23 protein-coding genes and 1 tRNA gene are annotated in these 23,255 nt (G+C 45.6%); 13 read left to right on the top strand and 11 right to left on the bottom strand.

What is annotated here, in order from left to right:
- Positions 1-50 precede the first annotated feature (50 nt).
- The 3 genes from BMX02_RS05005 to BMX02_RS04995 are packed head-to-tail and all read right to left on the bottom strand — an operon-like array spanning position 51 to position 1,704.
- The gene (locus BMX02_RS05005) at positions 51-407 is read right to left on the bottom strand and encodes a DUF2149 domain-containing protein (RefSeq protein ID WP_091689590.1); all 357 of its coding nucleotides are present in this window, start codon (positions 405-407) and stop codon (positions 51-53) included.
- Complete coding sequence (locus tag BMX02_RS05000; RefSeq protein WP_091689589.1) at positions 404-1,027, bottom strand: MotA/TolQ/ExbB proton channel family protein; 624 nt, start codon at positions 1,025-1,027, stop codon at positions 404-406. Before BMX02_RS05000 ends, BMX02_RS05005 begins: the two co-directional genes overlap by 4 nt.
- 2 nt (positions 1,028-1,029) lie before the next feature.
- Complete coding sequence (locus BMX02_RS04995; protein ID WP_091689588.1) at positions 1,030-1,704, bottom strand: DUF2162 domain-containing protein; 675 nt, start codon at positions 1,702-1,704, stop codon at positions 1,030-1,032.
- Between the two features lie 565 nt (positions 1,705-2,269).
- Here BMX02_RS04995 and BMX02_RS04990 point away from each other — a divergent pair.
- The 4 genes from BMX02_RS04990 to BMX02_RS04975 are packed head-to-tail and all read left to right on the top strand — an operon-like array spanning position 2,270 to position 5,494.
- On the top strand, positions 2,270-2,815 hold the full coding sequence (locus BMX02_RS04990; RefSeq protein WP_244624837.1) for an FKBP-type peptidyl-prolyl cis-trans isomerase: 546 nt from the start codon (positions 2,270-2,272) through the stop codon (positions 2,813-2,815).
- 23 nt (positions 2,816-2,838) lie between these two features.
- Complete coding sequence (locus BMX02_RS04985; RefSeq protein ID WP_091689587.1) at positions 2,839-3,225, top strand: OB-fold nucleic acid binding domain-containing protein; 387 nt, start codon at positions 2,839-2,841, stop codon at positions 3,223-3,225.
- A 53-nt stretch (positions 3,226-3,278) separates the two neighbouring features.
- Entirely contained in the window at positions 3,279-4,439 is a 1,161-nt protein-coding gene (locus tag BMX02_RS04980) for a nucleotidyltransferase family protein (protein ID WP_091689586.1), read from the top strand.
- A 20-nt stretch (positions 4,440-4,459) separates the two neighbouring features.
- The gene (locus tag BMX02_RS04975) at positions 4,460-5,494 is read left to right on the top strand and encodes a lysylphosphatidylglycerol synthase transmembrane domain-containing protein (protein WP_091689585.1); all 1,035 of its coding nucleotides are present in this window, start codon (positions 4,460-4,462) and stop codon (positions 5,492-5,494) included.
- 10 nt (positions 5,495-5,504) lie between these two features.
- Here BMX02_RS04975 and BMX02_RS04970 read toward each other — a convergent pair whose 3' ends face one another.
- Positions 5,505-7,199: a radical SAM protein gene (locus BMX02_RS04970; RefSeq protein ID WP_091689682.1), complete on the bottom strand. Its 1,695-nt coding sequence runs from the start codon at positions 7,197-7,199 to the stop codon at positions 5,505-5,507.
- Between the two features lie 564 nt (positions 7,200-7,763).
- Between BMX02_RS04970 and BMX02_RS04960 the strand changes: the two genes are divergently transcribed.
- Together BMX02_RS04960 and ilvD are read left to right on the top strand one after the other, a co-directional pair.
- The gene (locus BMX02_RS04960) at positions 7,764-8,321 is read left to right on the top strand and encodes a hypothetical protein (protein ID WP_091689584.1); all 558 of its coding nucleotides are present in this window, start codon (positions 7,764-7,766) and stop codon (positions 8,319-8,321) included.
- A 496-nt stretch (positions 8,322-8,817) separates the two neighbouring features.
- A complete protein-coding gene (gene ilvD, locus BMX02_RS04955) occupies positions 8,818-10,479 on the top strand; it encodes a dihydroxy-acid dehydratase (protein WP_091689583.1) in 1,662 nt (553 codons plus the stop codon).
- A gap of 128 nt (positions 10,480-10,607) precedes the next feature.
- Here ilvD and BMX02_RS04950 read toward each other — a convergent pair whose 3' ends face one another.
- The 4 genes from BMX02_RS04950 to mtxX form a co-directional block, all read right to left on the bottom strand.
- The gene (locus BMX02_RS04950; protein ID WP_091689582.1) at positions 10,608-11,900 is read right to left on the bottom strand and encodes a hypothetical protein; all 1,293 of its coding nucleotides are present in this window, start codon (positions 11,898-11,900) and stop codon (positions 10,608-10,610) included.
- 70 nt (positions 11,901-11,970) lie between these two features.
- Positions 11,971-12,903, bottom strand: a complete 933-nt coding sequence (gene mtrH / locus BMX02_RS04945; protein ID WP_091689581.1) for a tetrahydromethanopterin S-methyltransferase subunit H — start codon at positions 12,901-12,903, stop codon at positions 11,971-11,973.
- Between the two features lie 52 nt (positions 12,904-12,955).
- The gene (locus BMX02_RS04940; RefSeq protein ID WP_091689580.1) at positions 12,956-13,549 is read right to left on the bottom strand and encodes a tetrahydromethanopterin S-methyltransferase subunit A; all 594 of its coding nucleotides are present in this window, start codon (positions 13,547-13,549) and stop codon (positions 12,956-12,958) included.
- Between the two features lie 17 nt (positions 13,550-13,566).
- On the bottom strand, positions 13,567-14,391 hold the full coding sequence (mtxX, locus tag BMX02_RS04935; RefSeq protein WP_091689579.1) for a methanogenesis marker protein Mmp4/MtxX: 825 nt from the start codon (positions 14,389-14,391) through the stop codon (positions 13,567-13,569).
- Between the two features lie 120 nt (positions 14,392-14,511).
- Here mtxX and BMX02_RS04930 point away from each other — a divergent pair, with 120 nt between their 5' ends.
- Positions 14,512-16,032: a replication factor C large subunit gene (locus BMX02_RS04930; protein ID WP_091689578.1), complete on the top strand. Its 1,521-nt coding sequence runs from the start codon at positions 14,512-14,514 to the stop codon at positions 16,030-16,032.
- A gap of 122 nt (positions 16,033-16,154) precedes the next feature.
- Here BMX02_RS04930 and BMX02_RS04925 read toward each other — a convergent pair whose 3' ends face one another.
- The 3 genes from BMX02_RS04925 to BMX02_RS04915 all read right to left on the bottom strand — a co-directional run bounded on the left by BMX02_RS04925 (position 16,155) and on the right by BMX02_RS04915 (position 18,067).
- The gene (locus tag BMX02_RS04925; protein WP_091689577.1) at positions 16,155-16,658 is read right to left on the bottom strand and encodes a methylated-DNA--[protein]-cysteine S-methyltransferase; all 504 of its coding nucleotides are present in this window, start codon (positions 16,656-16,658) and stop codon (positions 16,155-16,157) included.
- Positions 16,659-16,680: 22 nt separating this feature from the next.
- Positions 16,681-17,847, bottom strand: coding sequence for an MFS transporter (locus BMX02_RS04920; protein WP_091689576.1), 1,167 nt, complete (start codon positions 17,845-17,847; stop codon positions 16,681-16,683).
- 146 nt (positions 17,848-17,993) lie between these two features.
- Positions 17,994-18,067, bottom strand: a tRNA-Thr gene (locus tag BMX02_RS04915).
- Between the two features lie 74 nt (positions 18,068-18,141).
- Here BMX02_RS04915 and BMX02_RS04910 point away from each other — a divergent pair.
- The 6 genes from BMX02_RS04910 to BMX02_RS04885 all read left to right on the top strand — a co-directional run bounded on the left by BMX02_RS04910 (position 18,142) and on the right by BMX02_RS04885 (position 23,228).
- Positions 18,142-18,693: an aldolase gene (locus BMX02_RS04910; RefSeq protein WP_091689575.1), complete on the top strand. Its 552-nt coding sequence runs from the start codon at positions 18,142-18,144 to the stop codon at positions 18,691-18,693.
- Positions 18,694-18,748: 55 nt separating this feature from the next.
- Positions 18,749-19,357 carry a CDP-alcohol phosphatidyltransferase family protein gene (locus BMX02_RS04905; protein ID WP_091689574.1) on the top strand — a complete coding sequence of 203 codons (609 nt, stop codon included), beginning with the start codon at positions 18,749-18,751 and terminating at the stop codon, positions 19,355-19,357.
- Positions 19,358-19,426: 69 nt separating this feature from the next.
- A complete protein-coding gene (locus BMX02_RS04900) occupies positions 19,427-19,867 on the top strand; it encodes an archease (RefSeq protein ID WP_091689573.1) in 441 nt (146 codons plus the stop codon).
- Between the two features lie 48 nt (positions 19,868-19,915).
- Positions 19,916-21,376 carry an RtcB family protein gene (locus BMX02_RS04895; RefSeq protein WP_091689572.1) on the top strand — a complete coding sequence of 487 codons (1,461 nt, stop codon included), beginning with the start codon at positions 19,916-19,918 and terminating at the stop codon, positions 21,374-21,376.
- A 375-nt stretch (positions 21,377-21,751) separates the two neighbouring features.
- Positions 21,752-22,222, top strand: a complete 471-nt coding sequence (locus BMX02_RS04890) for a PUA domain-containing protein (protein ID WP_091689571.1) — start codon at positions 21,752-21,754, stop codon at positions 22,220-22,222.
- 175 nt (positions 22,223-22,397) lie between these two features.
- Positions 22,398-23,228 (top strand): polymer-forming cytoskeletal protein, encoded by an 831-nt coding sequence (locus tag BMX02_RS04885; RefSeq protein WP_091689570.1) that lies wholly within the window; start codon positions 22,398-22,400, stop codon positions 23,226-23,228.
- The last annotated feature ends 27 nt before the right edge of the window (positions 23,229-23,255 follow it).

The raw sequence follows: 23,255 nt of genomic DNA, 5'->3' as shown, positions 1-23,255 counted from the left end.
TTTTCATTCAATTTTCTTATTGTTCGTTTCCATACACACTTTTGAAAGAATCATGATCCCGTTTCGTTTCCGGAATCAGGAACGTAGATCACACGACCATCCGCCAGCTTGTAAGCGGTTCCAAGAGCATCGCCGGTACCACCGCCTATCTGATCGGTCATGTTCAGTACTTCTATCTCCTGCCCTTCCTTGACTATGATCTTCATATTCTCCTGGCCAGGATTCATTACGATGGTCATATCTGTAGGACTGAGCAGCTCAGGTAGCTGGTAAGACATCACAAGAGCTACCAATAGAGCTACTGAGAACACCATGGCAACATCGAAGAGGTTAGCCACTCCGGTAAGAGGGCTCTGGTCTTCTTCCTCATAGAGGATGCCTGTTCGATGATACCGTTTCCTTCTCATTGATTACACTCCATGGAATCAACGAGATAATCGATGTCTGCCATATCCTGCCAGTACCATCTCTTCCTGATCAATGTAAGTGTGTACCCCACGATACCTGCAAAAAGGCCAAGCACTGTAGTGGCAAAGGCGATCATCAGATTGTTGGCAAGCTGGAGAATGTCACCCTGTGCAAGGCCGATGAGTGCAGGGCCCAATGGAATTAAAGTTCCCATCAATCCGAGCATAGGGGCTACCGTAGACAGTATCTTGGTCTGCTCCAGACGTTTTGTCATTCTCACTTCATATTCTTCGGACAACCAGTCCATGGAGGAAAGCGAGTTCTGTTTCAGGTGCTCTGCTGCATCACGTGCAAAAGATGTAACAAGCTGGTTCTGGTCAAGTTTTAGAAGATGTGATGCGGCATTATCGTGGGAGGAATTGTTGACATTCTCCTGAACGTTTCTGCCTATATGTTCCAGTTCCTTGACATTTCGATGACGTTTTGCATATTCTGAGATGAACTCACCGATCAGACCAAGCGATACCGTAACTGCCAGGATCAAAAGTATTACCACAGGATACAGCAGGGCTGATGAAGCAGTATACATGATCTGGAACAAAGAAGAATCAATAGCCATATTTAGTTACTCCTAATTTTATCAAGAACAAATCCCCCGGCAATCAGTGCTGCAAAGGCCACGAATGGAAGGATCTCCACAGGCGGTGCGGAATACGCAGGAATGTTCATCTGTTTTGTCTTAATGTAAGCAGGCACAATGATGGCGCCCATGAGATAGTAGATACCAAGGATCATCATGACGTTACCAAGGGTCTCCGGGGTCTTGTTCAGCATCTTGCACAGAAGGGAAGACGCAACCACAGAGATGAAGAACACACTACCCACAAGCAGTCCGATCAGGATCCCACTTATCTCAATATATGTTGCCAGAAGCATACAGGATATGAAGAGTGCTGTCAGGCAGACAGGGCAGGGCAGGGAGATCACAAGGAATGTGCGATGAGAAACATCACAGCCACAGTTCCACTGTTTCTGGGTATAGATGCCTGCCCCGATCAGGAGCAATGCAACCAGGACGTGAAGAGACATACCCATGCTCGCAATAAGGTCGAGATTGGACTGGTCCACATATCCTATGAGACTGCCAATTATCAGTGATAAAATAAAATAGCTGCCTGCAATCGCAAGGATCTCTTTTGTGCTGCGATTAGAAAATCCACAGCCTATCCCGGTCTTAATACCAAATAGAAAAATGGCCAACAGTATCCCCACAACGGTGAGAAGTACCATGTTCATTCACAAGCACCTCTTATAAAAATTAACATCTCTTTTAGAATGTATGTTATTAACAACATTTCTACCACCCAAATTGATAATGTTTACATCATATTAAATCAAATATGATCTTGCATTGAATCAGACAAGTTTAGTTGAGTGCCACGAATAAAACTGATATAGTATATAAAACTGTCTTTTTGAATCATATATGTGTTACTTTTTGATATTAATGTATTTCATGAAGAATGTATATATTAGTCAAATAGGATATGAAATGAGAAACATTCCTAAGACATTGCACACCAGACCAAATCAGAAAAATAAAGTTGCAACGAACGATAGAAGCAATAATAACTATGCATCTACCATTACATGAGCCTAAAAACGATGCAACTGAAGTTACAATGAAATATAATTTATTGGATATACAACAAAGAGTCTACATAACTTATCAAATCATACTTATTATTACAAACCTTCATCTAAGTCTTACAGAGGAACACCATGCCAAACAATATAGAAACTCAGATATAAAATATCAAAATACTTATCACACATTATAAGGTTAGAAATGTTGATTCCAATGAAAAAAGCAATATTACTTGTTATACTTGCAGGCATGGTCCTTATTAGTGGTTGTGCAAGCAATTCCGGGGATCAGGAAGATACTATGGTAAACGAAGGAGATTATATCACTGTCAATTACATTGGCCAGCTTGAAGATGGAACAATTTTTGACACATCACTGGAAGAAGCCGCAAAGGAAGCCGGACAGTACAACCCTGCAAGGGATTACAGCCCGCTTGGTTTCACTGTGGGTGCTGGCCAGATGATCAAAGGTTTCGACGATGGCGTACTTGGAATGGAGATCGCTGAGGAACGTACGGTCACGATCCCGGCAGCAGAAGCATATGGAGAGTACGACGAAGAACTTGTCCAGCCAATAGAGATCAATCATCTCAAAGAGATGGGGATCGAGCCTGAAGTAGGAATGCCACTACACACCCAGCACGGACAGGTAACGGTAGCTAAAATGAACGACACACATGCATTCATCGACTACAACCATCACCTTGCCGGAAAGACACTTGTCTTCAAGATCACACTGGTATCTATCGGACAGGAATAAACCAAACCAATAAAGGATCAAGGATGGAAAAAGAAGAAAAGATCGTAGTAGTCCTGCTGGTGATGGCCATCCTGTCACTGGCAGTAGCTTATTTTACTTACCTTCCAGGAGAGTTGACGGGAGATATCCGGCCACTAACAGATTCATCCGGACTGGGGGAAAAGGTCTTTGTAGAAGGAACGGTGCTCAGCAAGCGGATCACATATACCGGAGACCACCTTATTCTGGAAGTTGACCACAGCACACAACCCATAACTGTTTTTATACCAAACAACCGTGGAGCTGAAGAGATCAATGAAAGGATCTCCACCAATGACCAGGTGCGTGTTACCGGCATACTGGATGAATATGAAGGTGAGCTGGAGATCATTGTCCAGAAAGCAAAAGATGTTAAATTCTTCAGAAGCTAATTACAAAAACTCATAACGGTAACAATATAAGTGAAAAGGTCATTTTCTGAAGTATGAAAGCATGTATCATGTGCGGAGGGGAAGGCACACGACTTCGCCCTTTGACCTTTGAAAGACCAAAACCAAGCATACCTATTCTGAACAAGCCATCAGTTGCGCATCTGATAGAACACCTTGCAAAAGAAGGGTTCAACGACATCGTCATTACGATCGGATACATGGCAGAAAAGATAGAAGAAAGCCTTGGGGACGGGCGTATGTTCGGAGTGCATATCGACTATGTCTATGAAGAGAAAAAACTCGGTACTGCAGGCGGCGTGAAGAATGCCGAGGAGTACCTTAAGGATGAACCATTCATTATTGTAGGTGGAGACCATGTCATGGACCTTAGTCTCCGTACAATGTACCGTTTCCATGAGACCAACGATGCCATGGTGACCATCGGACTGATGTCCATTGATGATCCGCGAGAGTTCGGTATCGCTGACATGGATGTCAACAACAGGATACACCGCTTTTTTGAAAAACCAGGCCCTGGAGAAATTTTCAGCAATCTTGCCAGCACAGGCATATACATGTGCAGTCCGGAGATCTTCGACTGGATACCTGAAGGAAAACAATATGATTTCGCAAAGGACCTTTTCCCTGCATTGATGGAAAAGGACAGGAAGATCAATGGCATGCTTATGCGTGGCCACTGGACAGATGTGGGAAGTGCAAACGCATACAGACAGGCACAGAGATGGATGCTTGACTCCCTTCCCGGAACCTCCATCGAAGGTAACTTCAAAACCAAAAATGCACGTATCGTCGGACCTCTTAAGATAGGGAACAACGTGGTCGTAGGTTCGAACTCTGCACTTGTGGGACCAATTGTCATAGGGGAAAACACAACTATTGGAGACAACGTCCTGATAGGACCATACACAGCCATTGGTTCCAATTGTGTCATCAAAGACAACTGCAGAATATTATCATCATATATCTTCAACGATGTTACCATCGGAAACAACTCCAATGCATCCGGTTCAATAATCGACAACAATACGGTAATAGGAAGGAACTGCAGCATGGAGAACGGAACGGTCATCGGTCCCCGTGTGAACATCAATGATAATGCCACCATTCACTCCGATGTAAAGATATGGCCTGAGATCAATATCAAATCCGGCTCAAGGATAAAGGAGACCATAATCAACCCTGAATTAGACTAAATAACAGAACACCTGAAAGTATGAATCGATTCTTTAAGTGGCTCGTAATCTCATTGCTGTTAAGCTTTACATCAATTGTAATTCTACTGTTCTTCACAGTGGACACGACCACCATCGATGCGATCCTTAACATCAAAAAAGAAGCGATCGTCGCTGCCATCGCACTTCAGGTGTTTTCTTATATAATCTGGGGACTTCGCACAAAGTTCATGTGCCAATCCATGGGTCATGACATCAGCTCATTTAAAACCACTGAGATCGCTATATCCAGTCTCCTCGTAGCTGCGGTCACACCATCTTCCGCCGGAGGAGAGGCCCTAAGGGTCCATCTTCTTTCGAAGAACGAGATACCTATCGGGCAGGCAACGGCAGTGGTAATTGGTGAGCGGCTCACTGATGCCTTTTTGATACTCCTGACAGCACCTGTGGCACTCTATATCTTCAGAGGCGTTATCCCCGGAGAGAATTTTGACATTCTACTTATCACAGGAGAAGCAGTACTGCTCTCAGTCCTTGGAATACTGATATATGGGATATGGAAGCCTGATCGAACAAAGAGCACGATTCATTTTCTGGTGAACAGAACTACCCGTTTTCATGGAAAGAAAACCGATGAAGCGATCTCACACCTGTTAAAGAAAGTGGACACCGAACTGGATGATTTCCACTATGGACTTCGATATCTGCTGAAAAAGGGAAGAAGAGGACTTTTCTACGGGATGATATGTACCATCATCTATCGCTGCGCCCTCTATTCGATCCTGCCGGTCATATTAGTAGGACTGAACCAGCCACCACAAATTGTGCTTGCCTTCACAGCACAGATACTGCTGACGATAGTAATGATAATACCTGCAACCCCTGGTGCAAGCGGGGTGGCAGAACTAGGTGCAAGTTCACTGTTCTCGGTACTGCTTGCATCCCCTGCTTTAATAGGTATAACTGTGCTGACCTGGAGAGCACTCACATATTATACGAACATAGTCGCAGGGAGTTTTGTGAGCCTGAAGGTACTGAAAGATGCAGATATCATGAGCAATTCAATTGACAAGTAAAGCACCAGGATCACACTACTACATATTTCAATAATTTCTCCACGTCCTGCACTTTCCCCAGTATCTCATTTTCATTTGCATAAGGCACACCACTGTAGATGTTTGAAGCTTCAAGATCACTTATACCGGGAATTTCCCTGATAACAGACAGAGGTGCAGAGTTTATTTCAAGTGGATAAGGAATGGCCTTTACAGAACGCTGACCATGCCCCACAATAACCACGTCAGTGAACTTACCAAGAGGAAGAGTAAGCGGTATCCCGACAAGTAAAGGATAGGAACCGAACTGCCTGCCAAATGTCAGCTCATTCTTTGAACTCTCATCGTGTACTTCACACATCACATCCCGAAGTACAGTACCTTTAGGAACGACCTTCCGAAGCATTGGCAGGTCTATCTCTTTTCGTATCTTTTCCTTGTATTTCAGGAATACCTTCTTGTGTTTCCCCACAAGCTCATCGTTGCCATAGACCCGGGTATCCGGAAATGCCATGACCTGACGGATATTGATCCTTCTCACAAGAAGACCTGAATCCAGCACGCTTTTGAGAAAAGCATAGTTCATCCCAAATGTATTCTTTGTCTCACCAGGCAGACCATGAACGAAGTTCAACCCTGGCAATAGCTCCGGAAGTCCACTGCTACCCCTTGAAGCACCAACTTCATTTATCATTTTGATAACATCCAGCACATCTTCCGGCATTGCCTTAAGGTCATTAGCACGCACCACATTGGGATCAGCAGTTTCCATTCCAAGAGCAGCAATATCACCGGATGTATGATGGCGAATAATGGTCTTCATAATCTCAAGGCTCTGTTCAGGATACGCAGCAATGGTTGCCGGATTTGCGTTGTCCATATGAAGGACCTTAAGTTCAGGTGCCACCTTACGTATGCCGCTATAGAGCAATTCCAGGACAGATGGGTCCGGTTGCAGTATATCCGCACCGATATCCCTTGCATGGAAACTAAACAGATCAGGTTGCCTGCCGATACGGAAATACCGGGCACCTGCAGCATAGAGGGAAGAGACTTCATCGACCACATCAGATACCGGACGATAATCCGAAGGACCGTAGAACCTTTCGGTGCAGAAAGAGCAGTGGATCTTACGACCACATCCACGATAGGTTTCAAGCTCACACATGACATACGGATAATCCGGATGTCTTTCGATGATGAAAGCACCAAGACGAGACCACATCCCGATCTCTTCTACTGTCCTCAGCCTGTGCTCGATATCCTCTGGATCAAGCAAAGAAACGTTCTCGAAGAGATCGTAAACAAAAGCTTCGATGTCCTTCTTTGCAATGACAACATCTTCTGCTTCGATGCCAAGTTCTTTGGCACCTGTACCACCTTCTTTGCTGAAACCAAGACGTATGGGACCACCGATGACTTTCAGACCTGATGAAAGACTGCAGATGTTCTCGATCTCACCGGGAGTTATGGGAGATGATCGAAGGTATTTACCCGGTACCGTGATACCTGACAATATGACCACAAGGTCGGCTTTTTTAAGCGCAAGCACATCTTCTGGAGTTGCTGTCCTCAGACCATCGATGGTAAAATAATGGATATCATCCTCTGTTATACCCCTTTCACGCATGGCACCGGCTATGTAACGTATGTATGGGGAGATATATGGCGGGACCCCGAAACATGCAGGCTCATCCACATAACCGTCTACGATCACAGTTCTCATAGGAATTAGAATGGAAGGATACATTATAAATGAACCTTTTGAAGGGAGTTTATCATAGTGTGTCAATATTTCGGAGTATTGCACTCATATTGTTGTGATCGTATCCAACGCATGAAAATTGAACTGGACATGTTGTCCGGACAGGCAGCATTTGTATTTTGTAAACGCTTGAGCTATTTTAGGGTTCGAATTTAGGGAAGAGGATTTCTACGGAGCTAAATATTAATACATAAACATACTAAAATTCTGAGTATCTATTTCCAGGATACCCGTTACCCCACATGAGCATTCAGGGGAAAAACCTTATCACTCTTGGCATTCTGCTTCATGTAATGCAATGTACCCTTGGAGAACCCCATCGTTTCCCATTCAGCATAAGGCATTCCAAGGATCTTCTTCAGTGTACTCCAGTGTTCGATCCAGATGGTATCATTATGATGATAATGCGCATCTGTTTCTATTTTTGCAAAGAGTATATATGATAATAAATATATAACTTTATTTAATTATCAGATGATCCGAATAGACCATCTAATAAAAATATAATATAAGGGGGAAAATACCATGAAAAGAGTTAAGCTTGTGGTGGCTTTATTGATGGTGGTAGCCATGCTAGGCTGCATACCAGCTGCAATGGCCCATCAAGCCAATTGTACTGAGACTGTGAATCCCCATGGGAAAACAGTTCCACCGGCAGGATATTCCACACTACCTGGACCAAAGGGCGGGCAGAATGATGACGGGTTCTATAATTTAAGTGCCTTAGCCGGACCGGACATCGCATGGGTGAATATTACTGTGGTCGACAAGGGTGCCGACAATGTGTACAACACGACCGATGATACATCATTTGGACCGTTCCTGGTCAACAACAGTACTAAAATTCACAATACTTCCTATGACTTTGGGCTGAAGATCAAGTACACCGAAGCCAATGGTGCTGAACCAAGCATAAAGCACATGGCCACATTTGGTAAAGATAACAAAGGCCAGTCAAAAGCTATTGAGTGGCACATCAAAGGTCAGGGCGATTTTGCCTGGGTGGCTGAGTTTTATTTTGAAGACGGTACTCTTGAGGGCACCGTCGTAACGCACTGCTATGTGCCACCACCACCCAAGTAAGTGAACCATAAATAGAATTGGAGTTAAGAGGAGAGGGTTTTTACTCCCCTCATTTTTTTTGCAATCATTAACAGAAACATCCTGTTCTCATTCATCCAGCTTTTCCCCGAACATGAGCATTAAGAGTAAACAGCTTATCGCTCCTGCATTCTGCTTCAGGTAATGTAAAGTACGACAGACAAGATTTGTATTTTGTTAGTCCCTGATCACAGAAACTCACTCTTTTTCATCTTATCTGCAAGTGCATCTTCAACAACCCTTGCAATAACATCACCAATCAAAGTCTCCATTTTCGAGACCTTCGCCCCAAGCATTTCGTTCTCCCATCCCAACATCCGGCACTCTTCGCTCTCAATTGTGTGAACTTCAGTATCCCCGATTTCCAGGAATGGAAGGATACCTTATAAATGAACCTTTTGAATATCAGATTATCATAGTATACTTATACTTTAATCATGTAGGATAGTACGTCATGGAGTTTTACTGAGGTTATCATATGAGAAGTGACAATACAAAGAAAGGAGATGCACGTGCACCAAACCGTTCGCTTTTGAAAGCGATAGGGGTTACCGATTCTGAAATGAAGAAGCCGTTCATAGCTGTTGTGAATTCCTGGACAGAGTTCATTCCGGGACATATCCACCTTGACAAGGTTGCAGAAGCGGTAAAGGCCGGCATTCGCAATGCAGGCGGTGTTCCTTTCGAATTCCATACCATAGGCATCTGTGATGGTATCGCGATGGGACATGAAGGAATGAAATATTCCCTCCCAAGCAGGGAAGCCATCGAGGACACCATTGAGATCATGATACAGGGTCAGCAGATGGACGGTATGGTCATGGTAACATCATGTGACAAGATCACACCTGCACACATCATGGCTGCAGGAAGAGTTGACATCCCGGCAATAGTCGTCACAGGCGGTCCAATGCTGCCAGGATATGTCGATGACAATTATACTGACCTCGTTTCCGTCTTCGAAGGCGTAGGATCATGCCAGAGCGGTAAGGTCTCATCCGAAAAACTGAAACAGCTTGAAGATCTCTGCTGCTGTGGTGCAGGATCCTGTGCCGGAATGTTCACAGCCAATACCATGGCATGCATGACAGAGGCACTGGGACTCAGTCTGCCCGGTTGTGCAACTGCACATGCAGTTGATGCAAAGAAGATGCGTATTGCAAAAGATTCCGGTGAAAGGATCGTAGAGCTTGTAAAAGAAGGAGTTTCTGCACGCCAGATCGTCACAGAGAAGTCCTTTGAGAATGCCATCATGGTAGACCTTGCAGTCGGAGGCAGCACAAACACCACACTTCACCTACCTGCCATCGCCCATGAATTCGGAATTGAGCTTCCACTTGAGAAGTTCGATGATCTTAGCAAGACAACCCCACACCTGATCGGACTCAGACCAGGTGGAGAGAATTTCATGCTAGACTTTGAGAGAGCCGGTGGAGTTCATGCGATCATGAAGAGGCTTAGAACAAAGCTCAATCTTGATGAGAAGACCATCACCGGAAAGAGCATTGGCGAAAATGTCGAGGAATTCGTGATCGTCAACCCGAAACTGAACGCCCGTATCATAACAACACTTGACGCTCCACTCCACGAAGAAGGCGGAATTGCGGTCCTGAAAGGGAACCTTGCACCTGACGGAGCAGTTGTCAAGCAGGCAGCTGTAGATGAGAAGATGCTCAGGCACACAGGTCCTGCAAGGGTATTCGATAGTGAAGAAGATGCAATGTCTACCATCATGAAAGGCGAGATCAAGTCAGGAGATGTTGTTGTCATCAGGTACGAAGGACCAAAAGGAGGTCCCGGTATGCGTGAGATGCTCTCACCAACATCAGCCATTGCAGGAATGGGGCTTATCGATTCAGTAGCACTTATCACAGACGGAAGATTCTCAGGCGGTACAAGAGGACCATGTATCGGTCACATTTCACCGGAAGCCTACGAAGGCGGACCTATCGGTCTGATACAGGAAGGCGACATCATTGAGATCGACATGCCTGCAAGGAAGCTTGAGCTCAATGTTTCAGAAGAGGAACTGGAAAAGAGAAGGGCAGATTTCAAACCGGTCGAGAAGGAAGTCACCGGCTACCTTTCAAGATATCGAAAAACAGTTAGCTCCGCAAACAGGGGAGCTATCAGGAACTAAAGCTGCTGTTTAAGCAGCTTATTCCTTTTTTTACATCCTTATTTTTAATCTCAGATTATGACAAGCTTATGATCCGATCATAAGTTATGATCTTTGAACTATAGCCTGATGCAATTTGCAAAACAAGATCATGCAGATTCCTTTTCAGGAAGCCTCATAAGGTAGACCCTGTCATCCTTTACAATATTGGAGATCTTCCCTGCTGAAAGAAGCTGATCTATCTTAGACTCCACTTCGTTATCCAGATATCTCTTGGAAAGAAGACTTTTGATCACATCTTTCTTAACCTCAGAACCAGATGAAAGATAAGCAAATATACAGCTTTCAAGCTTGTCCGCAACCGGAGCATTTACAGCCGGAACAGGTGCATCGGGCTTAGCTGCCTGGGAAGGATGTTGCTCAAGACCATCATTCTTCATATTATCAGTAGCAATCTCACTATCCTGTAATGATGGGATTTGCTGCACTGGAATTGCCGTTGGAGTCTGTGAAGAGGTTAGTGATGAGGTATCAGTATCGAATAGCACAGGTTTAAATGGTTCCGAAAAAGAAGCTTCTTTAACGGCAGCTTCCGGAACATTCGGAGAACGACTCTCCATTGGAGTTTCCATAACATCATCGTGTTCAATTTCTGCTACCGGAACTTCAACATCAGATAGCAATTCCGGCGGGATCTTCAACTCCGGAAAGGAAAGAGTAGCATATGGAACTGCTTCTTCATGTATTTCTGCCACAATGCTACCGGATCTTGCCGGAAAGACTGGATCCGACTCGGCTTTATTGCCCCCAATATCGGATAAGATGGACCTCTCCTTAAGGAACTGAACGTTGGTACTCATATCAATGATCTGCCCCTCAAGCTCACAGATACGATCTATAAGATCAACGATGATGCTCTCGAAACAGGCCATCTTTTCAATAGAGGAATTGTTTTCCTTTTCAGTAGAAGGAATTAACTCTGAAACTGACTTTGAACTCTCCTCACCAGGATCTGCAAAGTCGACATCGAGGACAGGTCCTTTGCAATCTTCAAGATCATCCGGACCTACAAGACTGCAATTGCAACATAAAGTAAGCTCATTTTCCTCATCATCAGCGATTATGTCTTCCTCTTCAAAGACGTCTTCAAGTTCAAAGTATGCTTCCTCAGGAATTTCTTCACCGGCATCCTCAGCACCAGTAACTTCTGTAGCCTGATCGTCAATATCATTGCCACCATCAGGAACATCATCTGTTATTCCAGCAATGTCCTGCGGTTCTTCAAAACAAGGCTCTTCGGCATCTTCCACAGAGCCGGCATTATCCTCACCAGATATTTTCAGCTTGTTCTCAAGAAGTTCTATCAAAAAGGAATCCTTATCAGGAACAGTAGATAGTTCCTCATACAACTCATCAGATATACTGATCTTAAGTTCTTTCATGCTGCATCAACCCTGGAAAGCTAAAAAGAATATGCGTGCAGGGGATACATAAGCATTTCCAAAAAGGAGATCACACCAGCAGGTTAAGGGGGTGTGAGGATGATGGCTCGATATCAAGATCTGAAGATGCCTCTGCGATCATGATGTCAGCCATGGCGGCCAGCGGGAAGGTGTAACGTGCATTCTCGATAGGGCCATAGAGCACAAAATCACCGCCTGCAAGCTGCTGCATGGAAACCGTACCTATATCGCACATCTTATAGACCAGTGGATCTTCCTTCTTTTTAGCCTTGAGCCAGCTCCAGGAAGAAGGAGCATTGTGGATCCCGGAACCTACGGGATATCCCCATTTCGCCTTTGCTGTCATGGTCATACGAAGAGCAATGCCTGCACCATCACCCATAGGAGTAATGCTCGGATCGATCAGGATGTTCTTGATACCACATTCCTCAGCAATATCCAGCAGACCCCTGTCCATCAGTTTACCGCCGTTCTCCAGCAATGCCATCCTGCCATCAAGGGAGGAGTCCATTGCATTGAAACCTAGAATAATGGAGCTGTCAATATCGGAATTTGCCAGGGAAGCGAATTCGTCGTCGGTGATGCTCATATTAATAGAATTGTAGATAGTCTTGTCGGCAAGTCCGATGTCGGTCACATATTCTGCGCAAGCCATCCTCACAGCAGGCTGTGGGGAATCGATGATAAATGGAGAATCGCTTACGGAGGTAACAAAATCGATGTACTTCTGCATACTCTCAAAAGTGTTGGCAAAGATATGGACGATCGATGGATTTCCAGTCTCATCGGACATGGAATCCTGCATGTTCACAAGGGCCTCTGCCTCTTTCCTGTCAAATATACCGGCATCTGCATCTTCCACGATGCTGTGACCTTCATAGAATATAGTACCTGCAAGCACTGTTGCCAGCTCACCGGGCTGACCTCCGATCTTAACACCTGCAATATTAACGATCTCCTGCTCTTTCTGGAACCTGAACATGAACATTACCTCTACGAAATATAACAATGAGAAAATAACAATTAAATGATACTTAATTCGACTTTACCTCACAGACAATACCGGAAGTTGAATCCAGCATTACATTGCCTGATACCATGATATCACCGGAAGTGACATCCATAACTGGCCTACTTTTCTTTTTGGCGCTCTCGACAACGAAAGCTGCTTCATGATACGGACCTTCTTTTTCTTTATACTCATCAACGATCCGGCGGATCTCATCAATGTCGACCAAGCCTATGTGCTCAATGAGACGTACCTGATTCTGGAAACGCTCAATGACATCCCTGCTGATATTCTCGATAAAGGGGATCGCGCCATCCGACCCGATGATCCGCCCATCCTCATCTATGCCGTTCTTGTGAAGTGCAATAAGTGTTCTACCTGCAAGATGACCTCTGGATTCATTGCCACATATAAGGAGATACCTGATATTTGAATTTGAGACCGTGTTTATGATGATCTTCTCTGCACCAAGGTTCTCGGTCTTGCAGCTACCCCACATGGCAGCTTCCTCATAAGGTTCAAATGAGCTTGCAAGGGTTATAACTGCAATACAGGAATCGTTATTTCCGGCAATGCAATCTCCTTTCACAACAGGCCAGCCACATGCAACGTTTTCTATGTCAACACCTCATATAATCAAGATCTGTTTCTCTCGTTTTTCATATCCACAAGGGCACTTGCAAGCATGATCGCCTTTGTGTAGTGACCACCCACACGTGATGTGTCCACGAAGACATGGTCGTCCATTAATACCGGTGCACCAATACCGTCTCCTCCTCCAAGGAACACAAGTGTCCTGAATATCAGGTTACCGGTAATTCCATCCGGAGCAAAGAGGAAGTTCGCTTCCTTTATGGCGTCCTCAATGAGTATTGTATAATGCTTTGCACATATACCATTTTCCCGAAGCCTGCTTGCAAGGAAGTCAGCATCTGCAAGTGTGCGATCGATCTTCTCATGCCTTCCAAGATCGCCCATCCTGCCACCCGAGAGCACCCCTACCACCGGCTCAACTCCAAACCTGCGCATATGCTCCACACCAAGCTTAACAAGGGTTATCTTGTCCGAGAGGTCATTGCCCTCATCGATCCCCACAGGTGCGAGGAAAAATGGCACACCTTCGGAGGTCAAAAGAAAGGCCATCCGGTGCAACCGCTCTATCTTCAGTACCTTCTTAAGATGGGAAAGAGTATCCGAGGCTTTCGCAGTCCCTCTGACCGCTGCATCAACTGAACCCGATGCCAACAGGTCACCAAGAACGATCTCCGGCTCATGGGTGTTAATGATCTCCAGGGAAGTGCCAATAACATCGATCTCCTGCTTATCCCCTACAAGAATAACGTGTGCATATCCTTCATTGTGTGCATTCTCAATACTGGAGATCATCTTAGGTGTCGGATCACGTACACCAATAGCCACCTTTGCAGTGTTTGAAAGAGCCCTTTTCCGGACAACATCCATAAGACTTGTCGTGCTATTGTTCTACATGCCGGGTCACCTGCCAGAAATGATATTAATCAGAATCAACAAAGAGATGCAAACATTAATTAATTTTCCCTTTTATTGAAGGTATGATCACAGATGGAAGAATCTATCGAATGGGTTGAAAAATACAGGCCCAAATCCCTATCAGATCTTGTGGGGAACAAGAAGTCAATCGTTGATATGCGCGAGTGGGCAGAGTCATGGCTCTCCGGAGTGCCGGAAAAGCGTGCAGTTATACTTCACGGACCTGCCGGAGTTGGAAAAACATCCGCAGCGCATGCACTTGCAAAGGATTTCGACTGGGAGACCATCGAGCTGAATGCAAGCGACCAGCGAACAGCCGGTGCTATTGAAAGGGTCGCAGGTTCTGCAGCAAAGATGAGCTCACTTACCGGCACTTCCACAAAGAGACTGATCATTCTGGACGAAGCTGACAACATGCACGGAAATGCAGACAGGGGAGGAGCCCGTGCTGTGGGCAGCATTATCAAAACAACTGACCAGCCCATCGTGCTCATTGCCAACGACCTCTACGGACTTACACCTTCGATACGCTCCAGCTGCATTGAGCTGAAGTTCAATTCTGTGCAGGGCAGGTCAATGATACCGGCGCTCAAGAAAATATGCGTTGAAGAGAAGATCATGTGCGGTGTTGGTGTCCTTGAGAAATTAGCCGACAACGCCGGCGGAGACATGCGAAGTGCTGTCAAGGACCTTCAGGCTGTGGCATTGGGAAGGGACGAGATCTACATTGAAGACATCGCCACATCCGAGAGGGATACGAAGGAATCGATCTTCAAAGCCCTCGGGAAGATCTTCAAGAGCACTGACCCAAAAAGCGCATTGCAGGCAACATATGGCCTGGATGAGACACCGGAGAACCTTATACACTGGATCGATGAGAACCTGCCATTACAATATGGCACCCAGGAAGGAACCGAAGAGGATTTGATAACTGGATACAGGCATCTTTCAAAGGCAGACAGGTATCTTGGTCGTGTGAGAAAACGACAGAGCTACCGCCTCTGGAGGTATGCAGGCGTCCTCATGACCTGCGGGACAGTAGTATCTAAGTCACATGTCAGTCGTGGATTTACAAAATACCAGCCACCGTCATTCTGGCGTAAAATGGGTCAGCTAAGGTCAAAACGTGACATGAGGGACAATATTGCCTCCAGGATCGGTGACCATTGCAACGAGTCCATGCGATATTCCCGCACAGACCTGGCGCACCTGTACGGCAGGATGCTGAAGGACGATGCCTATGCAGTAGACGTTGCTGTGAACCTTGACCTGAACGTCGATGAGATGGTGTACCTTACCGGTGGCAAGAAGGTCACAAAAGGAATACAGAAGATCAATGATCTTGCACAGGCACAACGCAGCACCTATGGCAATGACGATGCTCCGGTCTTCTTTGAGAAGAAAGCAGTGAAGAAGGTACAGGATAAAAAGCAGATGGACCTGAACCAGATAATGCAAAGTGCTGCTTCCAACGGAAATTCAAAAGCTGAAGAAACTTCAAAGACAGTGAACTCGGCTCCAAAGGATGATCCAAAGCCAGACCAAAAACCAGCTGCAAAAGCAAAGCCTCAAAGGACCTTATTCGACTTCTGAGACATCTTCGGGTGGATAATGATCAATGGGACAATGGATCGACCCATGTCCCATAATATCCTTTTTCACAGGCATATACCATAAATGGAATATCTACTTTTCACTGATGAAGATCCCATTAGTTAGATGCTGAACTTCCCAGACCCGTTATCTTTGGTCTTTATACCTTCAAGCTCAAGAAGTTCCATCATTACATCAAGTCCGCCGGCATACCCTGCCAGTTTTCCTGAAGAACTAACAACACGGTGGCATGGGATGATGATCTGGATCGGATTCAAAGAATTTGCAAGCCCAACTGCCCTTGCAGCTTTTGGCTTGCCGATCATTTCAGCTACAGCCCCATAGGATACAGTCTTGCCATAAGGGATCTTTGTTAAAGCATCCCAAACCGCCTTTTGGAAATCGGAACCTTCTGGCGAAAGTTCTACATCGAATTCCTTCAACTCCCCTTCAAGATACTGGTTTAGCTGTTCTCCGACCTCCTTAAAGAAAGCCCTATTCTGCTCCCAGTCAGAGGGAATGGTATATTTCCTCTTGCCACCCTGAATGTTCAGCACCTTCAACCCTTCAGAATCTCCGGCTACCAGTACAGTTCCAAGTTTCGTCCTTATGAGATCATAATACATTCAATAGATCATCAGTTTTGAATTAGATATTACTTTCCACGACAAACCTTCCCCTGAATACCAGGGTCGCGACTGCCACAAGTATTCCAAAGATACCTGAAAGCAGGAACACGATATGCAGGTCGAAGTAAAGCAATATGATGCCCAGGACCACAGGTGAAGCACTCTGACCTACATATTTCATGGTATTGTGAATGGAAAGGACCCCTCCGCGGGACTGTGGTGGTGAGATCTGGATTATCTGGGAGTCAATAGCTGTCTGGCAAAGCCCGAACCCGCCGCCAAACACCAGCAATAACAGGAAAAGTACAGGAAGAGAACCTGTCCATGAAATAAGGGAAATGGATATTCCTACAAGTGAAAAACCTATACCTATGAGGACTATCAATGGAAGTTTTTCTGCAAGCTTCTTTATGTTAGATGCCACCATGATGATGGCAATTCCCTGAATGGAAAGCACCATCCCTGCCTCTTTTGCAGCAAATCCGAAAACATCCTTGAGCATGAATGGAAGGAAGACAACGATCGAGAACAACAGGAAGAAGATAGCAAAGCTCAGGAACACGGTGTAAAGTATCCTGAAATCCCGAAGTTCACGAACTGCATTTCCCAATCCGCCACCATAGGATCCATCACATTCCTTTGTTTCAGGAAGCAACAGGAAAACCAACAAGGCAAATGGTAGTGACAGGACATAGAAGAGGAAAGGATAGTTCCACCCGATGGTGGCCAACCCACCACCAATAAGGGGTGCTGTAACCGAACCAATGGCTATTGCCATACTGACCCTGCCCATTGAATGAACCCGGTCAAGCCCTTTATAAACATCCCCTATCACCAGCATCACCAGTGACATCATCCCGGCGATCCCTATACCCTGAACAAACCTCAATATAAGCAGGGTCTGCAGGTCTGTTGCAAAGAAACTGAAAAGCCCCATCAATCCATTGATGACAAGACAGGGTACAAGCACTGCCTTCCTGTTCACACGATCAACAAAGTGCCCGATGATAAGAGAGAAGATAGCTGTGGAGATGGTGTAGACCGCCATGAGCTGTGCTACTTCATTAGGAGTGCTGTTTAATGGTTCCACCATCTGTGGCAATACTGGTGCAAGTATGGCACCCCCTGCCATTGCAAAGAAGACGGTTGTTGCAAGGAACAGGAGGTGGTGGGGTTTAAAGATCATATTCGAAAATTCCTTAAGGGATTTTAGTTGTCGAAAGAATGGATGTGTAATTAACTTCACTGTTTCAGAGATAGCTAGCAGAAATTGGCCGAAATAAAGACCGACCCTTCACTACGCATCAAAAAACTTAAAGAAAATAAGAAAAAAGCCTCGAGCGTGATTTGAACACGCGACCTAGTGATTACAAATCACTCGCTCTGCCGGGCTGAGCCATCGAGGCGCTATTGAAACGTACCCATACAATGCATGATAACAAATAAATGTTATGGTTGATTTTAGCATAGTAGAAACATCATGTGGCAGGAAATGGCAAAATATGGGAAAAAGCTGGTCGACCACGGATTGGTCGAGTCCAATTTTGGAAATATCAGCGTGCGTATCGCGAACAAAATGATAATAACACGAAGTGGTGCAGCACTTGATGAGATCACTGAGAACAGTGTGGTGGAAGTTCCCGTTGAGGGAACATCAGAACTTGACCTTATCGCATCCACAGAGACCATCGTGCACCGTGCCATTTACAGGAACACGCCTGCGCTTGCTATCCTGCATGCACACTGCCCTTATTCGGTAGCCCAGACGCTTATTGCGGATTCGGACAGCATTGTCCCTATTGACAGTGAAGGTATGCACTTCCTTCATGAGATACCCATTTTCAAGGGAATGATGGGGTCCGCCGAACTGGCAGAAGGGGCGGCAAAAGCATTATCCGACCACAGAGGAGCGATCGCATACAGCCATGGCACCTTCGCAGTGGGCAAGACGCTTGCTGATGCTTACGTGGTAACAACACAGATAGAGCATTCCTGCAGGATCAAATACCTGGTCGATCTTGCAAAGAAGTGAAGATCAAGGAAAAACCATAACAACTAATAAGAAAGAGCCTAATAAAGGAAAGTCCATGACCATTGATGCATTAAGACCAGCTGCTACAAGGATATTGAACCCGGTAGCTATAGCACTCGCAAACAGGAGGATATCACCAAATTCCCTGTCACTCGCTTCCCTTGGATTCGCAGTACTGGCAGGCATCTGCTTCTACTTCTCGGTCGAAAGACCATTCTTTGCACTTGCAGCCATCCTTTTTGTCGGGCTCAATTCTTCCTTTGATGCCCTGGACGGTGCAGTTGCAAGATATCTTCGTACCGATAGCAAGAAAGGTGACTTCCTTGACCATGTCATCGACCGTTATTCCGATGTGTTCATCATCTGCGGAATGTTCTTCGGCGGGCATGTACAGTGGCAGATCGGCACCATAACCATCATTCTGGTCTTGCTGGTAAGCTATCTCGGAACACAGGCACAGGCCCTTGGAATTGGAAGATTCTACGGTGGCATCATGGGCAGGGCTGACAGACTTGCACTTATACTGCTTGCTTCAGTAGCCTATTACATCTATAGCGAACCTGTCCTGGGATACACAATGATAGGCTGGAGTATTATCGTTATTGGACTTGGAAGCCATATAACAACGATACAGAGAATGGGCAGCATATGGAAGCGCCTCTAATCGTTTTAGTCTTCTGATCCCGATTATTTTTGGAATAGTTTAAAGTAGAGCAAAGACCATTTTAAAAATATGCAGTTTCCTGACCTGAAATACGAATATCTTGAACACACGGCGGATGCAAAGTTCAAGGCCTACGGGAAAACAATGGAAGAGGCTTTTGAGAACGCAGCTGTTGCCATGTTCAATGTAATGATCAATACATCAAAGGTTGACTGCAAACACACAGAGGAAATCAAACTTACAGCACCTGACATAGACGATCTTTTGGTTGACTGGCTCTCAGAACTTCTGTTCCTCTTCGAAGTGGATTTCATAGCCTTCGGGGAGTTCAAAGTGGAGAGCATTACACAGGTGGATAGCGAATACACAATATCAGCACACGCAAGCGGTGAAGAGATCGATCTTGAAAAACACGAGATCGATACCGAGGTCAAAGCTGTGACCTACAATAACCTGAAGGCAGAGGAAATTCCGGAAGGTTTCATGGTACAGGTAACGGTTGACACATGATCAAATCAGGGACCGTAATAGTTCAACATTACAGTGGGAGGGAAACGCATGGAAGATGCAGGCAACATAAAGGAATCACTCAAAAGGATAGACGATAATATATGGGAGATCCCGATCGGATCGAAACCGGGAATGAACGTCCCCGGAAGGATATACCTCTCAGACAAACTTATCCACGACCTCGAACCGGAAGCACTCGACCAGGTTGCAAACGTGGCAATGCTCCCAGGAATACAGAAATATTCCATGGCGATGCCGGATGCACATCTTGGATACGGGTTCCCCATAGGAGGCGTTGCCGCCTTTGACGAGGAAGAAGGAGTTATCAGCCCTGGAGGAGTGGGGTTTGATATCAACTGCGGAGTGCGCCTTATTCGATCTAACCTCACTGTTGAAGACGTCCGCCCGGTGATGAAAGAGCTCACCGATAAACTTTTCCAGGCCGTGCCTGCAGGCGTAGGTTCCAAGAGCCGCATAAGGGCTTCTGAGAGTGAGCTGGATGATATTTTCCTGCATGGTTCCCGCTGGGCTGTTGAGAATGGATATGGTGTGGAGGCAGATCTCGAACACTGTGAAGGTGGCGGATGCATAAAAGGCGGGGATACAAGGCACATCAGCGCTAAGGCCCGCAAGAGAGGACGACCGCAGGCAGGAACCCTGGGCAGCGGCAATCACTTCCTTGAGGCACAGTATATCGATAAGATATACGACCAGGAAGTTGCTGATAACTTTGGTCTGGAAGAAGGACAGGTAACCTTCATGATCCACTGCGGTTCACGAGGCACCGGTCATCAGATATGCACCGATCACCTGCGTACCATCTCACAGGCTGCAAAGAAGTACAAGATCGCACTTCCTGACAAACAACTTGCATGTGCTCCGGCACAGTCCGATGAAGCACAGAACTACTTCAGGTCCATGATATGCGCTGCCAACTATGCATGGAACAACAGGCAGATCATCACCCACTGGACCAGGGAGATCATTTCAGAAGTATTCAGGTCCGACATCGATGAGCTCGGGCTTGACCTTGTCTATGACGTTGCACATAATGTGGCAAAACTGGAAGAACATAACGTGGATGGTAAGAAAAAGAACGTCTACGTCCACAGGAAAGGAGCTACAAGAGCATTCCCACCGGGACATAAGGACGTTCCACAGGCATACCGCGATGTCGGCCAGCCGGTATTGATACCAGGAAGTATGGGAACAGCTTCGTTCGTACTTCACGGAGCGGAAGCTTCAATGGACATCTCTTTCGGAAGTGCATGCCATGGAGCCGGCAGGGTCATGAGCCGTGCCCATGCAAAGAAGGAATTCTACGGGGAAGATATCAAGAGCGAACTTGAGAAAAGCGGGATCATAGTCAGGGCTGCACATCCATCCATGATCGCGGAGGAAGCACCTAGCGTTTACAAGTCCAGCAGTGATGTCGTCAATGTTGTGCATGATCTTGGTATCGCAAGAAAGGTTGCCAGAATGATGCCTCTTGGTGTTGTTAAAGGCTGATCTGACCTAAATTATCTTAAGGACAGAGCTGCCAGGATATTAGAACAACATAGCTTTGCTTAGAGTTGTCTAATATTAAGAGAAATTAAGAGAACATCAAAGAAATGATCAGTAGAAAGATATTATGAAAAGACTACAAGAGAGTGAGGAAACGGCTTTGTTTGAGGGGATGAATGGTTTGCTTGATTACAGTCATTTACAACACAAAAGTTTGCAAGCAATCTGTCCGCTTCCTCAAATAATAGATTGGTATAATAATATTTAAAGATGTTCGATATCATTTAAATATAAAAGAGGCTAGGACGATTTTATTGCAACGCCTTTTTTAATATCCGACCGTCAACCATTTTAAGTTCTATCCTTAATCTTGCGCCCATGGATAAAAAAGCGAAGATGATCAAAAAAGTTCGTATTATGGCTGACTACCAGTTCGGCAAGGGATGCGGAGACATTCTTTTTTCTGATGACGTAACCTTCCAGCTCTCAAGGACAAAACGCATCAGGCAGATCATGATCGATGGCAAGCGTATTGCAACAGCAAGAGCAAGGGATGGAATGCTCACACTTAGCATGGAAGCGGCTACAGCGATCCACGCACATGTTCCTGCGCCAGCCTTAAGGGTGGCAGTATGCGATGATGCAGTACCTTTTGTTTCAAAGGGAAAGACCACATTCGCAAAACATGTGACATCCATAGACCCCGGTCTTCGAAGCGGTGATGAGGTCATCATTGTTGATGAGAACGATAAGGCCATTGCTACCGGACAGCTCCTGCTTTCACCCGATGAGGTAGAAGCGCTTGATACAGGCGCTGCAGTGGATGTACGTTGCGGATGTGAGCAGTAAATCCTGCAGGCATCCAAAGGATCCTGTGGTAAGTACCTAACGTCAAAATATACATATAGCAACAGGTTAAATAAGCTGTGAACTTATATATCGCCTCAAATTCATCTCGTCGGAGAGTGAAATCATCGCAGAAGAGGAACTCTTTAAAACGTTTGTCATTCCGGACAATACAAAAATGGAAGAGCACAATATCGTGCTGGATGGAGACATCATAGTAGGTAACCATTCAGATGTACGATATGGCCTGATAGCTGATTCTGCGATCCTCGGAGAAAGGGTCGAGGTTTCCGGCGATATCAATGCCAGATCAGACATCAGGATCGATATCTGGTCCCACATTGGCGGAACTGTCAAGACCAAAGAGAACGCCTACATCGGAGAGTTTGTCTCCATTGACGGGAAACTTGTGGTAAAAGGTGACCTTGATATAGGCAACAATGTAAAGATCAGTGACGGATTCGAGGCAAAGGGATGGATCGTTGTAAGGAATCCGGTCCCTGTAATAGCATATCTTTTCCTGTACCTGACCGAACTTTTACGCATGGGCAAGGACGAAGAGGTCGAAAAGGCATTAAGTGAGATGTTCGACGAAGAAGTTGAGACCATCGGCACTGCTGCCATGATCATACCAAACGGCTCCAAGATATCCATCGATTCAATAAGAGTTCCTTCAAATGCGGTTATCGGAAGTGATTGCCGCCTTGTGGGAAACATCCGCGCCACTTCACTTGATCTGGCAAATGGCACTACGCTCTACGGAAGTATACGTACCATGAACACAGTGAACCTTGGTGAGAACAACACCATACACGGTAACATCGTTTCACGTGGAAATGTACACATCAATAAAGGTACACACGTCCTTGGAGAGATCAATGCCAATTCCATAAGGATACATGAAAGCGCACGTGTGGACGGTGTCATGAGAGCATCAGGCGGGATCGTCTTCGAGCGTGAAGAAGAGGATGTCCTCAATGAGAAAGAATTGATGACACTCGATATTTGACGAACATAACTAATTCAGAGGTATTCT

It is taken from the genome of Methanococcoides vulcani, from assembly GCF_900111645.1.
Taxonomy (GTDB): Archaea; Halobacteriota; Methanosarcinia; order Methanosarcinales; family Methanosarcinaceae; genus Methanococcoides; species Methanococcoides vulcani.
The sequence above is the reverse complement of the archived record's forward strand: the minus strand, read 5'-3'. Positions and strand labels throughout refer to the sequence as shown.

What these genes read in the sequence shown, in the direction of transcription:
- mtrH (WP_091689581.1), bottom strand. Translation starts at nt 12,903, where the DNA reads ATGTTCAGGTTCCAGAAAGAGCAGGAGATCGTTAATATTGCAGGTGTT.
- mtxX (WP_091689579.1), bottom strand. Translation starts at nt 14,391, where the DNA reads ATGGATGTTGTCCGGAAAAGGGCTCTTTCAAACACTGCAAAGGTGGCT.
- BMX02_RS04980 (WP_091689586.1), top strand. Translation starts at nt 3,279, where the DNA reads ATGAAAGCATGTATCATGTGCGGAGGGGAAGGCACACGACTTCGCCCT.
- BMX02_RS04905 (WP_091689574.1), top strand. Translation starts at nt 18,749, where the DNA reads ATGACCATTGATGCATTAAGACCAGCTGCTACAAGGATATTGAACCCG.
- BMX02_RS05000 (WP_091689589.1), bottom strand. Translation starts at nt 1,027, where the DNA reads ATGGCTATTGATTCTTCTTTGTTCCAGATCATGTATACTGCTTCATCA.
- BMX02_RS05005 (WP_091689590.1), bottom strand. Translation starts at nt 407, where the DNA reads ATGAGAAGGAAACGGTATCATCGAACAGGCATCCTCTATGAGGAAGAA.
- BMX02_RS04900 (WP_091689573.1), top strand. Translation starts at nt 19,427, where the DNA reads ATGCAGTTTCCTGACCTGAAATACGAATATCTTGAACACACGGCGGAT.
- BMX02_RS04985 (WP_091689587.1), top strand. Translation starts at nt 2,839, where the DNA reads ATGGAAAAAGAAGAAAAGATCGTAGTAGTCCTGCTGGTGATGGCCATC.
- BMX02_RS04995 (WP_091689588.1), bottom strand. Translation starts at nt 1,704, where the DNA reads ATGAACATGGTACTTCTCACCGTTGTGGGGATACTGTTGGCCATTTTT.
- ilvD (WP_091689583.1), top strand. Translation starts at nt 8,818, where the DNA reads ATGAGAAGTGACAATACAAAGAAAGGAGATGCACGTGCACCAAACCGT.
- BMX02_RS04895 (WP_091689572.1), top strand. Translation starts at nt 19,916, where the DNA reads ATGGAAGATGCAGGCAACATAAAGGAATCACTCAAAAGGATAGACGAT.
- BMX02_RS04920 (WP_091689576.1), bottom strand. Translation starts at nt 17,847, where the DNA reads ATGATCTTTAAACCCCACCACCTCCTGTTCCTTGCAACAACCGTCTTC.
- BMX02_RS04890 (WP_091689571.1), top strand. Translation starts at nt 21,752, where the DNA reads ATGGATAAAAAAGCGAAGATGATCAAAAAAGTTCGTATTATGGCTGAC.
- BMX02_RS04910 (WP_091689575.1), top strand. Translation starts at nt 18,142, where the DNA reads ATGTGGCAGGAAATGGCAAAATATGGGAAAAAGCTGGTCGACCACGGA.
- BMX02_RS04990 (WP_244624837.1), top strand. Translation starts at nt 2,270, where the DNA reads ATGAAAAAAGCAATATTACTTGTTATACTTGCAGGCATGGTCCTTATT.
- BMX02_RS04930 (WP_091689578.1), top strand. Translation starts at nt 14,512, where the DNA reads ATGGAAGAATCTATCGAATGGGTTGAAAAATACAGGCCCAAATCCCTA.
- BMX02_RS04975 (WP_091689585.1), top strand. Translation starts at nt 4,460, where the DNA reads ATGAATCGATTCTTTAAGTGGCTCGTAATCTCATTGCTGTTAAGCTTT.
- BMX02_RS04970 (WP_091689682.1), bottom strand. Translation starts at nt 7,199, where the DNA reads ATGAGAACTGTGATCGTAGACGGTTATGTGGATGAGCCTGCATGTTTC.
- BMX02_RS04925 (WP_091689577.1), bottom strand. Translation starts at nt 16,658, where the DNA reads ATGTATTATGATCTCATAAGGACGAAACTTGGAACTGTACTGGTAGCC.
- BMX02_RS04960 (WP_091689584.1), top strand. Translation starts at nt 7,764, where the DNA reads ATGAAAAGAGTTAAGCTTGTGGTGGCTTTATTGATGGTGGTAGCCATG.
- BMX02_RS04885 (WP_091689570.1), top strand. Translation starts at nt 22,398, where the DNA reads ATGGAAGAGCACAATATCGTGCTGGATGGAGACATCATAGTAGGTAAC.
- BMX02_RS04950 (WP_091689582.1), bottom strand. Translation starts at nt 11,900, where the DNA reads ATGAAAGAACTTAAGATCAGTATATCTGATGAGTTGTATGAGGAACTA.